At 60.5% G+C, this 13,186-nt stretch carries 16 protein-coding genes and 1 tRNA gene; 11 read left to right on the forward strand and 6 right to left on the reverse strand.

Features of this window, described 5'->3' with window-relative positions; all coding sequences use genetic code 11:
* Nucleotides 1-50 precede the first annotated feature (50 nt).
* Nucleotides 51-272 (forward strand): DUF3768 domain-containing protein, encoded by a 222-nt coding sequence (locus tag U3648_RS04770; RefSeq protein ID WP_420858103.1) that lies wholly within the window; start codon nucleotides 51-53, stop codon nucleotides 270-272.
* A 6-nt stretch (nucleotides 273-278) separates the two neighbouring features.
* Here U3648_RS04770 and U3648_RS04775 read toward each other — a convergent pair whose 3' ends face one another.
* Together U3648_RS04775 and U3648_RS04780 are read right to left on the reverse strand one after the other, a co-directional pair.
* Nucleotides 279-698, reverse strand: coding sequence for a hypothetical protein (locus U3648_RS04775; protein ID WP_420858104.1), 420 nt, complete (start codon nucleotides 696-698; stop codon nucleotides 279-281).
* Nucleotides 691-933, reverse strand: coding sequence for a type II toxin-antitoxin system prevent-host-death family antitoxin (locus tag U3648_RS04780; protein WP_420858105.1), 243 nt, complete (start codon nucleotides 931-933; stop codon nucleotides 691-693). The genes U3648_RS04775 and U3648_RS04780 overlap by 8 nt, the downstream gene beginning before the upstream one ends.
* A 270-nt stretch (nucleotides 934-1,203) precedes the next feature.
* Between U3648_RS04780 and U3648_RS04785 the strand changes: the two genes are divergently transcribed.
* The gene (locus U3648_RS04785) at nucleotides 1,204-1,770 is read left to right on the forward strand and encodes a tyrosine-type recombinase/integrase (protein ID WP_420858106.1); all 567 of its coding nucleotides are present in this window, start codon (nucleotides 1,204-1,206) and stop codon (nucleotides 1,768-1,770) included.
* On the opposite strand, the gene U3648_RS04790 is transcribed toward U3648_RS04785, so the two are convergent.
* Complete coding sequence (locus U3648_RS04790; RefSeq protein ID WP_420858107.1) at nucleotides 1,767-3,257, reverse strand: tyrosine-type recombinase/integrase; 1,491 nt, start codon at nucleotides 3,255-3,257, stop codon at nucleotides 1,767-1,769. The two genes, U3648_RS04785 and U3648_RS04790, sit on opposite strands and share 4 nt — an antisense overlap.
* Nucleotides 3,258-3,507: 250 nt before the next feature.
* Nucleotides 3,508-3,581: transfer RNA gene (locus U3648_RS04795), tRNA-Cys, on the reverse strand.
* Between the two features lie 140 nt (nucleotides 3,582-3,721).
* On the opposite strand from U3648_RS04795, the gene U3648_RS04800 reads away from it, so the two are divergent.
* The 4 genes from U3648_RS04800 to rpoH all read left to right on the forward strand — a co-directional run bounded on the left by U3648_RS04800 (nucleotide 3,722) and on the right by rpoH (nucleotide 8,071).
* A complete protein-coding gene (locus U3648_RS04800; RefSeq protein ID WP_420858108.1) occupies nucleotides 3,722-4,375 on the forward strand; it encodes a protein-L-isoaspartate O-methyltransferase family protein in 654 nt (217 codons plus the stop codon).
* An 83-nt stretch (nucleotides 4,376-4,458) separates the two neighbouring features.
* Nucleotides 4,459-5,823, forward strand: coding sequence for a TolC family outer membrane protein (locus U3648_RS04805; protein WP_420858109.1), 1,365 nt, complete (start codon nucleotides 4,459-4,461; stop codon nucleotides 5,821-5,823).
* A 97-nt stretch (nucleotides 5,824-5,920) separates the two neighbouring features.
* Nucleotides 5,921-6,997, forward strand: a complete 1,077-nt coding sequence (locus U3648_RS04810; RefSeq protein WP_420858110.1) for a hypothetical protein — start codon at nucleotides 5,921-5,923, stop codon at nucleotides 6,995-6,997.
* 177 nt (nucleotides 6,998-7,174) lie between these two features.
* Entirely contained in the window at nucleotides 7,175-8,071 is an 897-nt protein-coding gene (rpoH, locus tag U3648_RS04815) for an RNA polymerase sigma factor RpoH (protein ID WP_420858111.1), read from the forward strand.
* Nucleotides 8,072-8,107: 36 nt separating this feature from the next.
* On the opposite strand, the gene U3648_RS04820 is transcribed toward rpoH, so the two are convergent.
* Entirely contained in the window at nucleotides 8,108-8,632 is a 525-nt protein-coding gene (locus U3648_RS04820; protein WP_420858112.1) for a DUF4262 domain-containing protein, read from the reverse strand.
* Between the two features lie 158 nt (nucleotides 8,633-8,790).
* Between U3648_RS04820 and U3648_RS04825 the strand changes: the two genes are divergently transcribed.
* From U3648_RS04825 to arsC, 5 genes are read left to right on the forward strand one after another with little or no spacing between them, the layout of a single operon-like run.
* Complete coding sequence (locus U3648_RS04825; RefSeq protein ID WP_420858113.1) at nucleotides 8,791-9,768, forward strand: Gfo/Idh/MocA family protein; 978 nt, start codon at nucleotides 8,791-8,793, stop codon at nucleotides 9,766-9,768.
* Nucleotide 9,769: 1 nt separating this feature from the next.
* On the forward strand, nucleotides 9,770-10,072 hold the full coding sequence (locus tag U3648_RS04830; RefSeq protein ID WP_420858114.1) for a DUF4389 domain-containing protein: 303 nt from the start codon (nucleotides 9,770-9,772) through the stop codon (nucleotides 10,070-10,072).
* A 45-nt stretch (nucleotides 10,073-10,117) separates the two neighbouring features.
* A complete protein-coding gene (locus tag U3648_RS04835; protein ID WP_420858115.1) occupies nucleotides 10,118-10,456 on the forward strand; it encodes a DUF952 domain-containing protein in 339 nt (112 codons plus the stop codon).
* The gene (locus U3648_RS04840) at nucleotides 10,453-11,502 is read left to right on the forward strand and encodes a quinone-dependent dihydroorotate dehydrogenase (RefSeq protein WP_420858116.1); all 1,050 of its coding nucleotides are present in this window, start codon (nucleotides 10,453-10,455) and stop codon (nucleotides 11,500-11,502) included. Before U3648_RS04835 ends, U3648_RS04840 begins: the two co-directional genes overlap by 4 nt.
* Entirely contained in the window at nucleotides 11,499-11,837 is a 339-nt protein-coding gene (arsC, locus tag U3648_RS04845) for an arsenate reductase (glutaredoxin) (RefSeq protein ID WP_420858117.1), read from the forward strand. The genes U3648_RS04840 and arsC overlap by 4 nt, the downstream gene beginning before the upstream one ends.
* Before the next feature lie 10 nt (nucleotides 11,838-11,847).
* On the opposite strand, the gene U3648_RS04850 is transcribed toward arsC, so the two are convergent.
* Nucleotides 11,848-13,185 (reverse strand): MATE family efflux transporter, encoded by a 1,338-nt coding sequence (locus tag U3648_RS04850; protein WP_420858118.1) that lies wholly within the window; start codon nucleotides 13,183-13,185, stop codon nucleotides 11,848-11,850.
* Nucleotide 13,186: the final 1 nt, after the last annotated feature.

Below are 13,186 nucleotides of genomic sequence, written 5' to 3' on the forward strand. Positions count from 1 at the left end.
TTCCCAGCCATCGCTGATCCTCCAATTTGCGGGACAAACTATCCCAGTTGGTGGACCACTTTCAGGGGGCTATTCCAAAAGCTTATGACGATTTTACGCCAGCCAATGACCCCTACGGCGAGCATGACTTCGGGTCACTCATGTTCCAAGATCATCAAATCTTTTGGAAGATTGATTATTTTGACCTCGACTACACAATGCACTCGCCCGACCCCGCAGATGAAACCGTCACGGCGCGGGTGCTCACGGTGATGCTGGCCGAGGAGTACTAAGGCCGTTTAATCGCGTCTGCTTACAGCTTTCGAATTGCGCTGACGCAAGGCCAAGACCATTTCTTTCTGCAGCTCTTTTGTAAAACTAGTGCTGAATGCGCCTATGTGACTGTGGGGTTCGATGTAAAAACTCTGCTCAAACACATCCAAATTGTGTTCATCCACAATCACCCAAAGCGGCACACCGCTATCCAACCCAGCACGGCGTTTTTCAATTTCGGGAACTTCAACAGCGTGGGTGCCTGTTTGTGGGGGCTGTGTGGTTACAGCGCACAAACGTAGCTCTGTTTGCCCACTCCCAGCCTTCAAAGACAAGATCACCGCACAGGGACGAGTTTTACGGCCTTCTGTTTCACCATGCCCTGCTTGCCGTGCCCACAAATAGGGATAGCGCAGCACATCCCCTGCTTTTGGTGCATCAGTCATGTTCGATACTGTGTTCGAGTTGCGCTATCAGCTGATCGACATCTTCAGGCGCCAAATCTTCTGCGTGTATTGCACGGCGTTGATCTGCTTTTGCAGTCATGCGTTCATACTGCTCCACGGTCAGCAGCACATAGCGAGCCTTGCCGTGTCGCTGAATGTTCACAGGTTCCTGTGCAGCTGCCGCCAGCACATCCCCCGTTTTGTTCGCAAGCTCCGTAGACGTAAAATTACGCATGTTCAGCTCCTTTTGGACAAAATATACATATTAGCTAAAATCGGCAAGGTCAAGGGCCGCAGGTCATTGTCGCCGTGGCATCGACTGCGCTGATTGTTTTCTGGTAAAGCACACAACAGAGAACCTCATAGAACTCGCATTCTATGAGATTTTCGCCTAAGTCACTGAAAAATATAAGGATCATGCGTGGCGTGATTTCGGTCGACCAACCGAAACCTCAGACTTTACAGTCATTTGTAGCAAATGATTATGTTTTGAGGGGATCGCACCATGCGCCAAGCACAGACACTCAACGAAGCCCAACTGCGCCGTGTATTACACTACTGCCGCAGTCGCCGTCATCCGACTCGAGACGAGACCATCATCCTGTTTAGCTTCTACGCAGGACTCAGGGCCAAAGAACTGGCCGCGTTGACCCGAGGCGATGTGTTTGATGAGGATGGCAACGTGCGCGAGCAGTTCATCCTGAGCGCAGCACAGAGCAAGGGCGGCAAGACACGCACAGTGTACCTCAACCAGCGCTTGCGCAGGGCATTGGCGGATTATGGCGCTAAACTTTATTTGCAGGATCCAAACCGCCCACTGTTTGAAAGCCAAAAGGGCGGGCACTTTTCTGCCAACACAATGTGCCAGCTGTTTCTCGACATTTACAAAGCTGTAGGGCTTAAGGACGCCTCAAGCCATTCAGGGCGCAGGACGTATATCACGCGACTGGCGAACAAGGGCGTAGGTGTGCGCTTGTTAGCAGAACTTGCGGGGCATTCTCATATTTCAACAACACAACGGTATATTGATGTGAACTCAGAGCAACTCAGCGCTGCTGTTGAACTGCTCTAACCCAGGACCTTTACCAACCCGTCTTCGCTAAGTCGTTCCGCCTCAAACGCAGTCAACGCCCGCAACCGCAGCTCCTCGCTCGGATCATACCCCGCTCGCGAAACGCCAAGCGCAATCAGTAGGGCGCTTTCGCTCAACTTGCCTGCATCAAATAAATCAAACGCCTTAACAGCTGCAGAAAGGGCAGGGGCCTGTTGTGCCGTTTCTGGCGCATCTGGTGCTTTTAGGGTCGTTGTAGATTGTTTTACTGGCTCCGTCACAGCCACCGTGCTTTTCAGTTCAAGCTGCTCGTTGCGCAGATTGCGCCCCGAGTGCAGCCCTGGGTTCATAAAAGGCGATAGCTTGCTGTAAAACCGGTCTAGCACGCCTGTGCTGTTGCCCATTTGCCTGCTGAGCGCATGTGTGCTGATCCCGCGCTGTAGGTCCAGCGTCGCGTAGAAGTGCCGCCAGCTGTAGAGCGTGCGCTTTTTGCCATCTGCGCCATATACCAGCCCAAGCTTGTCCAAGAGCTTCTCAAAGTTGCGAGACAGGTTGGCCCGCGCCACCCGCTGCCCCAAACGTGTGACAAACACGTATTCGTCCAGCTTTGCTTCGATCACGTCGTTAAGGGTCATATCTCGTAGATCAGGATTGATCTGAACCTGACGCTCAAAAGGTCTGATAGCCCTGTCTCGTGCCACCAAAGGCCGCTGACCTGTCTTGCCGTCCACAAACAGCCCCAGATACGTCTGATCCTCTTCCTCAAGCCACAGAAGGTTCTTCCACTTGAGATCTAGGGCCTCTGTGCCATGGCGCATGCCTGTGTTGGCGAGGATCAGTACATAGTTGCGCAGTACTTCGCGTGTGCCCGCGGTAATGGGTTTGTCTGTGAGTTTGTGGAAGCCCCGCAGCTCTTCATAGATCATCCGGTATTCTTCACGGGTAAAGCTGCCCCGGCTTTTGGTTTTGATGCCGTCATTGATAGGCTTGGGACGAATGGCATGCGTGATCCATCCACGCTGCTCTGCTTCATCCAGCACCCTGTTCAATGCAGTGTTGTGCGTGTTGATGGTGCTGTGATGCGCTTTGCGTCCCAGCTTCTCTGTGCGCCACTTGCCGAAGTCCACCAGTGCCTTGGCATCAATGCTTGAGACGTCATGGCCGCCAAAATAGGGCACAAGGTATTTGTCGATTGCCGTGATGTAGTCTTTGAACACGATGTGCCCGCCACCCGCATCCAGTTCTTCCTGCATCCTGTCCCGTGCAAACTCAGCCACACGCTTAAACTTACGGGTGCTCTGGGGCAGGTTGTTTTTTGCGCGATCCTCAGCGGTGTAGAAAAACTTCATCGCCAAATCTGTGGCACGCTCAACATCCTCAGTCTTTGTAGAAAACCGATGCCAGCTGCCGTCTGCGAGCTTCACGCGGGCTTGCCATTTGGCGCTGCGTTGTCGCTTGTCCAAGCGCACATATTCGCTGATGCGGATGGTTTGGACATCCTGTGACATATCAACAGCATACAGCGCACGGGCACTTAGGAAAACTGCGCATATTATGGCACAGGCAGAAATCTGCAGCCTTTGCCCTGTTCAGCACAGCGTCACATCTCAAAAAACGGCTAAAAAAGCACCGATTCACACAGTGCCCAAAACACCGTGTTCAACACCGCAAACGCACTCACGCTCTGGTGTGTATAGTGTGTATCAAGTGTGTATCGCTATTTTGCGAAGAAAAAATCAGTTAAGTCATTGATTTTATTGGAGGCGAGTACCGGAATCGAACCGGTGTACACGGATTTGCAATCCGCTGCGTCACCACTCCGCCAACTCGCCTCGGAGCAGGGGTGGGATAGCCTGCTTCGCGGGGCGGTGCAAGCGCCGTTTCGCTGGAAAATGCGGCCCTTTCCCCCGTTGCCCAGACCGCCCGAATATGGCATCACCGTTCCAAGCTAACTGAACGAAAGAGTTTAGACGTGGCCGATTATTCCACTCGCCGGACCATGATGGTCGACACACAGGTCCGCCCTTCGGACGTAACCAAGTTCCCCATCATTGACGCGATGCTTTCTGTCCCGCGTGAACTTTACGTTCCCGCCGACAAGCGCGAGGCGGCCTATGTGGGCGAAAACCTGTCGTTGGGCGGCAACCGGGTGATCCTTGAACCCCGCACTTTCGCCAAGATGCTGGACGCGCTGGATATTCAGCCCGACGAGGTGGTTCTGGATCTGGGCTGCGGCCTTGGCTATTCGACCGCCGTTCTGGCTCGGCTGGCCGAATTCGTCGTCGCCGTGGAAGAGGACGAGACCCGCGCGGACGAAGCGCAGGCCGCCCTTTCGGAAAACGGCGTGGACAATGCCGCCGTGACCACCGGCCCGCTGGCCGACGGCGCGGCGAAATCCGGCCCCTATGACGTGATCATCGTTGAAGGCGCGGTGGAACATCTGCCCCCTGCCCTGCTGGATCAACTTCAGGACGGCGGCCGGATCTGCGTTCTATTCGCTGAAGGCGCGCTTGGCACTGTTCGGGTCGGCTACAAGATCGACGGACGGATGAACTGGCGCTATGCGTTCAACGCGGGCGCCCCGGTGTTGTCCGGGTTCGAGAAACACAGCGCCTTTACGCTTTGAACCGAAATCCGCTTCGACGGAACCATCGTATCAGAACGTAATACACGAGGCGCAGGCACGGGCCGAAGAGCAAGGGGACGGGTATGAGAATTGGACGCGGATTGGCCCGGTTGGGCCTGGTTCTTGGCCTTGCGCTTGCCGCCCCCCTTGCCCGCGCTGACAGCTTCGCCGCCGCGCTGACGGACGCCTACAACAATTCCGGCCTACTGGATCAGAACCGCGCCTTGTTGCGGGTTGCCGATGAAGACGTGGCCATCGCCGCGGCCGGGCTGCGCCCGATCGTATCCTGGGCCGCCTCGGCCACACACAGCTGGCCGGCGCCGTCGCCGGACGCGGATGAAATCACGTTCAACCTCGGAATTTCCGCTAACCTGACGCTCTATGACGGCGGGGCCTCGCAATTGGCGATCCGCGCCCAGCAGGAAAATGTGCTGGCCACCCGGCAGGCCCTGATCAACGTCGAACAACAGGTTCTTTTGCGGGCGGCCACGGCCTATCTGAACGTCCAGCGCGACAGTGAATTCGTCAACCTGCGCCGCAGCAACGTTCGCGTCCTGACCGAAGAATTCCGCGCCGCGCAGGACCGGTTCGATGTGGGCGAGGTGACCCGCACCGACGTGTCCCTGGCCGAGGCCCGGCTGGCCGCCGCCCGCAGCCTTCTTGCCGCCGCAGAAGGCAACCTCGCCCGTTCGGTCGAAGAATTCCGCGCCGCCGTGGGCCGCCGCCCGGGCACGCTTTCCAGCGCCCCACGCGTGCCGCTGTCGCGGTCAGTCGAACAGGCCAAGGCCTATGCCGTGCAGCGCCACCCCCAGATCCTGCAGGCTCAACACGCTGTCACCGGCGCGGAGTTGAACATCCAGCGGGCAGAAGCGGCGCTGCGCCCCACCGTCGATCTGGGTGGGCGGCTGAACTTCGACAATGATTTCAACGACAGTGGATCGATTTCCCTGAGTGTCGGTGGGCCGATCTATTCCGGCGGCGCGATCGAGGCGACGATCCGGCAGGCCCGCGCCCGCCGGGACGCCAGCCGCGCGCAGCTGCATGTGACCAGCGCCGGGATTCAGCAAGGGGTCGGCAATGCCTATGCCATCTATTCCGTCGCCCGCGCCGGGCGGGAAGCCTATGAACGACAGGTCCGCGCCGCCCGCGTTGCCTTTGAAGGGGTCCGGGAAGAAGCCAACCTTGGCGCCCGCACCACTCTTGACGTGCTGAACGCGGAACAGGAACTTCTGGACGCGCAGGCCAACCTTGTGTCGGCGCAGATCGACGAGATCCTTGCAGGCTATTCGATCCTGTCCTCCATGGGGCTTCTGACCGCGGAACAGCTGCGCCTTGACGTGCAGACCTACGACCCGGAAGCCTATTACAATCTGGTCAAGGACGCGCCTGCCGGATTGTCGCCGCAGGGCCGTGCGCTGGACCGTGTCCTGCAGTCCATCGGCAACTGATCGCGCCCGCCCGCCCACTGTCGTTCAAATTGCCCCTATCTGTTGTCTGGCCTCGTCGTTGCGGCTACACTTCGGGCGAGGCCAAGCAGGTAGTTACATGTCCGATCCCGTCACCAACCTCGATATCGAGGATGTTCTTTCGTCCATCCGCCGTCTTGTCGAAGACGGGGACTGGCAACGTCAGGAAGCGGAGCGCCTGAAGGCAGAAACCGCGGCAGCCGACCCCGCCGAAGTGGCGGAGGAGGTCGAGGATTTGCCCGAACGGTTCGTCCTGACCCCGTCCCTTCGGGTGACGTCGCGCGGGGCCGACGCCCCCGAATCGGAACCTGAACCGGACCAGATGGAGGAGGTCGAGGCCCTTCGGGTCGATCAGCCTGATGACCACCCCGAAGACACTTCCGATCCGGAGGAACACGCCGCGCAGCCCCCCGAAGCGGCACCAGAGCTAGAGGCCGAGATTGCCGAGTCGCCCGACACGCCCGAGCTTGGCCAAAGTGCTGAAACGAATTACCGCGATATTGATTTTTCGGATATCGACTGGGATGCCGACCCCGAGCAGGACACTGTGACCGAAGACGATACGCAGGTGGTCGCCGCCCAAGCGGAGGAGGCCGACGCCGAGCAGGTCGACGCCGCCGATGCCGGTCAGCCTGAAACCGACGCTGAAGAAACCCTTTCGCCGCAACACCGGCTGATGGCAACCGTTGCCGAGCTTGAAGCCGCTGTCGGAGGTCAGGCAGATGAATGGGAGCCAGACGGGTCGGAAGAGGAACAGCCGGTTTGGACCTCTGCCCCGCAGGAAACCCGGTTTCGCGAGGGGGAAGAAGCGCAACCCTATGTTCAGCCGGATGAACCCGAGGTCATGTTCCAGCACGTCGGCCCCGATCATGTAAGCGAAGAACAACTATCGGATCTGGCCGAAGATCTGGGAGGGGATACGAACCCCGACATGGCGCCGGGTGGCGGGCATGCCTTTGCCGGGGAAATGGACGAAGACCTGGACGCCTTTGTTGCCGACAGCAATGTCATTGACGAGGAAACGCTGCGCCGCATCGTGGCCGAGATTGTCCGCGAAGAGCTTCAGGGCACGCTTGGCGAAAGGATCACCCGCAACGTCCGCAAACTGGTCCGGCGCGAGATTTACCGCGCCCTTGCCAGCCAGGAATTCGAATAACCCCTTCTAGCTGTGCCTGAAACATCAGTCCCATCTGCGTGAGCGCGCGGAAATGCCCCTCGTATCCCCGCGCCCGGAGGTCCATATTTCCATTCGAACGGCTGTTGGCCCCTTGAACGGGGCCGGTAGCGCCACCATATCCATGTTAAACCCTTAAACATTGGGAGGGGACAGAACATGAGCAACTACGCAAATCTTCCGGCACCATCGCCGGAACAGGGCCTGAACCGCTATCTTCAGGAAATTCGGAAGTTCCCGATGCTGGAACCCGAAGAGGAATACATGCTGGCCAAGCGCTGGGTGGACCATGAAGACAGTGGCGCGGCACATCGTCTGGTCACCAGCCACCTGCGGCTCGCGGCCAAGATCGCCATGGGCTATCGCGGCTATGGCCTGCCCCAGGCCGAGGTGATTTCCGAGGCAAACGTCGGCCTGATGCAGGCGGTCAAACGATTTGACCCGGAAAAAGGGTTCCGGCTGGCGACCTATGCCATGTGGTGGATTCGCGCCTCGATCCAGGAATATATCCTGCGGTCGTGGAGCCTTGTGAAACTTGGCACCACCAGCGCCCAGAAGAAACTGTTCTTCAACCTGCGCAAGGCGAAGGCCCGGATCGGTGCGCTGGAAGAAGGCGACCTGCGGCCGGAAAACGTCGCCCAGATCGCCCATGACCTTGGCGTGACCGAGGATGAGGTGATCAGCATGAACCGGCGCATGTCCGGCTCTGACGCCTCGCTCAACGCGATGGTGGGCAGCGATGGTGAAAGCGCGACCCAATGGCAGGACTGGCTGGAGGACGAAAGCGCCAATCAGGCCGAGGACTATGCCGAGCATGACGAGCTGGAGGCCCGCCGCGCCCTTCTGGCCGAGGCGATGGGCGTGCTGAACGACCGTGAAAAGGACATTCTGGTCCAGCGTCGTCTGGCCGAGGAAACCGTCACGCTAGAAGACCTGTCCGCGCAATATGACGTCAGCCGCGAGCGCATCCGCCAGATCGAGGTCCGGGCCTTTGAAAAGCTGCAAAAACGGATGCAGGACCTCGCCCGCGAGAAGGGCATGCTGACCCCGGCCTGACCCGCCCGACCCTGCGATCTCAAAGGAAGGCCGCGCCTATTTGGGCGCGGCCTTTTCATGACCAACAAGGCGCTTCAAGGGACGAAGCTGACGCAGCAGAGCGAATTTGACGGGTTCAAAAAGGAGTGGGATGGAGCCCTTGTAGTCCGCAGGGGCGTCGGCATCCCAAGGCCACTTGCCGCCGGTGCTTGGCCAAATCATCTGCAGAACTCGAAAATTCGGACCTCCATAAAGCCAAAGGTCCCAACCAAGATACTTTGAATAGTAATCTTTCGACATCAGCTTGAAGGTCACATAATGGCCCTCGAGAAAACCGAAATACGGAGTATCTTGTTGAAATACCTCACCCTTTCGAACTCTTCGATTGTATTCGTTAATGATCCAATGTGCGAGTTCGCGTCTAAGTCCGGTGACAATCAGTTCCGGTTGCCCTGACGTCTTCTCGATTCCAACTGAATAGCTGAACCTAGGCGTTTCCTCGTCCTCAAAGACGTGGATGATGTGGCAGCCGTAGGTGTCGATATCCGACAGAGCTTTTGCTTCGCCCGGTTCAATTTCCATGTGTCATGATCCACCGACTCCAATGCTTGGGCAAGGTCAATATCAGCTCAGATCTTCTATCCATCTCCCGATTTCCGTCTGATCCACAAATGCCGCTCGCCAGCCCCTTCCCCCGGCCCAATGTCACCGCTAACCTGTCCGCAACAAGGGAGACATGCATGGAACCGATCCGCTGGGGTATTCTGGGGGCCGCCAAATTTGCCCGTGAACATATGGCGCCGGCCATTCACGCCGCCCGCTGGGCGGATCTTGCCGCGCTGGCCACATCCGGCCCGGCCAAGGCCGCGCCCTTTGCCGCCTTCCACCCCGGCCTGCGGGTTCACGGCAGCTATGACGCGCTGCTGGCAGATCCCGACATCGACGCGGTCTATATCCCCCTGCCCAACCACCTGCATCAGGAATGGGCGCTAAAGGCGCTGGACGGGGGCAAGCATGTGCTGGTGGAAAAGCCGCTGGGCATGGCGGCCAGCGACTTTGACCCGGTGATTGCCAAGCGGGACGCAACCGGGCTTCTGGCGGCAGAGGCCTATATGATCGTCCATCACCCGCAATGGCAGCGCGCCCGCGACCTGGTGCAGGGCGGGGCTGTCGGGCGGCTGGTCCATGTGGATGCGGCGTTTTCCTACAACAATGCCGCCGACACCGGAAACATCCGCAACAAGCTTGAGACCGGCGGCGGCGCCCTGCCCGATATCGGGGTCTATACTTTCGGCTCGGTCCGGTTTGTTACCGGGCAAGAGCCCACCGCGGTGCCGCACGCCCATATCCGGTTTGAAAACGGGGTGGATGTGTTCAACCGGATCGCCGCCGATTTCCCCGGTTTCACCTATTCGGCCATGGTTTCCATGCGCGCCTTCAACCGGCAAGAGGTGGTGTTTCACGGCGAAACCGGCGTGCTGCGGGTCACTTGCCCGTTCAACGCGAATGTCTTCGATCAGGCGGAACTGGTGCTGGAAACCGCCGGAAACACCCGCACGGTCGAACGGTTTCCGGGCGTAAACCACTATGTCTTGCAGGTTGAAAACTTCGCCCGCACAGTGCGCGAAGGGGCCGCCTACCCCTGCCCGCTGGAATTCAGTCGGGGCACACAGGCGATGATCGACATGGTCTTTGACGCAGCACGGAATGGGGGCTGAGATGACGGAAGATGACAAGTTCGAAGGACGGATGAACGGGCCGCAGTTTGAACCCGGCGAGAAGGACAGCCTGCTGATGCGGCTGGTCTACATGATCCTGATCGCGATCATGATTTCCTTCGCCCAGACCATCCTTGGGGTCGTGACCCTGATCCAGTTCGTTCTGATGGTGATCGGCGGCGGCAAACCCAATGACCAGCTTGCGGAATTCGGCACCTCTCTGGGGATTTGGGTGGCCAAGGCCGCGCGGTATCAAACCGCCGCGTCCGAGGTGAAACCCTGGCCCTGGACCGAGCTGGACTAACCAAGACCGCTTGACCTTGGGCACGGGCCGCGCGAAACCACGGCCATGCTGATTTACAAGATCCTGACCGCCGACCAGTGGACGGCGCTGTGTGACACCGGCCGGTTCGACGGGGCGCCCGTTGATCTGGCCGATGGCTATATCCATACCTCGACCGCTGAACAGGCGCAGGAGACGGCGGACAAGCATTTTGCCGGTCAATCCGATCTGGTGCTGGCCGCGCTGCGCGCCGACACCTATGGCGAGGATCTGGTCTGGGAGCCCTCGCGCGGCGGGGCCTTGTTTCCGCATATCTACAACCGCCCGCTTCTGCGGTCAGAGGTGGTCTGGTTCCGCTTCGTGGCGCAGGACCTGTCGGGCCGCAACATCCTGAACCTGACATGAGTGTTTTGGAACGCCTCGGGATGGGGCTGATGCACCGGATGGACCCGGAAAGGGCGCATGGGCTGGCGATTACCGCCCTGCGCGCGGGACTGGGACCAAAGGCCGGGCCGTTTACCAGCGACCGCCTGAAATGCCGCCTTGCGGGGCTGGACCTGCCCAACCCGGTCGGGCTTGCCGCCGGGTTTGACAAGAACGCCACCGCGCTCGCCCCGCTCTATCGCTGCGGCTTTGGGTTCATCGAGGTGGGCGCCGCCACCCCGCGCCCGCAGCCCGGCAACCCGCGCCCGCGCCTGTTCCGCCTGAGCGATGACCGCGCCGCGATCAACCGGTTCGGGTTCAACAATGACGGGATGGAGGCGATCGGCGCACGGCTGGCCGCTCATCCCCACGGACGCACCGGATTGAACCTTGGCGCCAACAAGGACAGCGATGACCGGGCGGCGGATTTCGCGCGGGTGCTGGCCCATTGCGGCCCGTATGTGGATTTCGCCACGGTCAACGTCTCGTCGCCCAACACCGAAAAGCTGCGCGACCTGCAGGGCAAGGCCGCCCTTTCCGCACTTCTGGCCGGGGTGATGGAGGCGAACGCGAAACTGGCCAGACCCCTGCCGATTTTCCTGAAAATCGCCCCCGATCTGGAGGTCGCGGATCTTGAGGATATCGCCGATGTGGCCAGCACTTCGGGCCTGTCGGCGATCATCGCCACCAACACCACCCTGTCGCGCGAAGGTTTGAAATCTGCAAATCGGGACGAAAAAGGTGGCCTTTCCGGGGCGCCCTTGTTCGAAAAGTCCACGCGCGTTCTGGCCCGTCTGTCTGGGATGACCGACCTGCCATTGGTTGGCGTGGGCGGTGTCGGCACAGCAGAACAGGCCTATCAGAAGATCCGGGCCGGCGCGTCGGCGGTGCAGCTTTATACCGCGCTGGTCTATGGCGGGATCAGCCTTGTGGACGAAATCACGCGCGGGCTGGACGCGCTTTTGGCCCGCGACGGGTTCGCCAATGTGGCCGAGGCGGTCGGCACGGGCCGGGGGGACTGGACATGACCGTGATCTGGCACAACCCCCGCTGTTCGAAATCCCGCGAGACGCTGGCGCTTCTGGAAGACCGGGGACTGACCCCGACCGTGCGCCGCTATCTTGAGGATGCCCCGACCGAGGCGGACCTGCGCGCGGTTCTGGAGATGCTGGGCCTGCCGCCCTCCGGACTGTTGCGCAGGGGCGAGGCTATCGCGAAGGAAATGGGCCTGAAGGACGCGGCAGAGGACGCCATCCTTGCCGCGATGGTTGCCCATCCGGTCCTGATCGAACGGCCCGTGGTCATCCACGAGGGCCGTGCCCTTATCGGCCGTCCGCCCGAGGCGGTTCTGGAGATTTTCTGAAAGTGCCGGATCAGGCCGGACGCTCGGCCACGCTCCGCTCGAGCGCCGGGTAGCGCGCGCCGAGTGTCGCGCCGCGCAGGGCAAAGCTGACGATCAGCCCGGCCCAAAGCCCATGATTGCCCCACATCGCCATCAGCGGGATGACCGCCGCGAAATAGCCTGCCGCCGACAGGACCATCATGTTGCGCATGTCCCGCGTGCGCGTCGCGCCAATGAATACCCCATCCAGCATCCAGGGGAGCAATCCGATCAACGGGGCCGCGACCATCCATGGCAGGTAATCGCGGGCGGCGGCCTGCACCTCGGGCGCGGTGGCCATGACGTCGATCAACCAACCACCTTGAATCGTGAAGAACGCCGCCATCCCAAGGCAAACCAGCGCGCCCCACAGGCTGGTCAGCGCCGCGCCTCGCCGCAGCCGTGCCCGGCTGCCCGCGCCCAGGGCCTGCCCGACAAGGGTTTCCGCGGCGAAGGCAAAACCGTCCAGCCCATAGGCGGTAATATGCAGGAATTGCAGAAGCACCTGATTGGCGGCCAGTTGCACATCGCCAAAGTCCGCCCCGAAGAACAGGAAGCTGACAAAGATCGCCTGCAACAGGACCGACCGGATCAGGATATCGCTGTTGACCTGCCCCATTCGCCGCAGGCGCGCCCGGTCAAAGACCCGGCCCCACGCCCGCCATTCCGGCGCACGCAACAGATCCCGGCAGAGCCATAGGCCAAGCGCCACGCCGCCCCATTCGGCCAACAAGGTGGCGCTGGCCACACCTTCGACGCCCCATCCCAACCCCAGCACAAACCAGAGGTCGAGAAGAATATTGATGCCGTTCATCCCGATCTGGATCACAAGAACCCCGCGCGTGCGCTCCATCGCGATCAGCCAGCCGGTGATCCCGTAAAGCGCGATGGCGGCGGGGGCCGACCAGACCCGGATGCCCATGTACGACCGGGCAAGCGCCTCGACTTCCGGGCTGGCGGGGGAGACCGCGAAGCCAAGCCAGAAGATCGCCCCTTGCAGCAAGATCATCACCAGTCCCGCCGCCCCGCCGATCATCAGCGCGCGGGTGAACAGCGCCGCGACCTCTGCCCCGTCCCCCGCCCCGTTCGCCTGCGCGGTCAGACCGGCGGTGCCCATCCGAAGGAAGCCGAAGATCCAGTAGAAAGCGGTCAGGATAATCGCCCCGATCCCGACCGCGCCGATGGGGGCAGCCTGCCCCAATTGCCCGACCACCCCGGTATCCACCGCGCCCAAGATCGGCACGGTTGCGTTGGAAATTACGATAGGGACGGCAATCGACAGGACCCGCCGGTGGGTGACGGGCCGGTATCCGGTGCGGGCGGCCTTCACG

The organism is Marivivens marinus (genome assembly GCF_035969385.1).
Classification (GTDB): domain Bacteria; phylum Pseudomonadota; class Alphaproteobacteria; order Rhodobacterales; family Rhodobacteraceae; genus SELP01.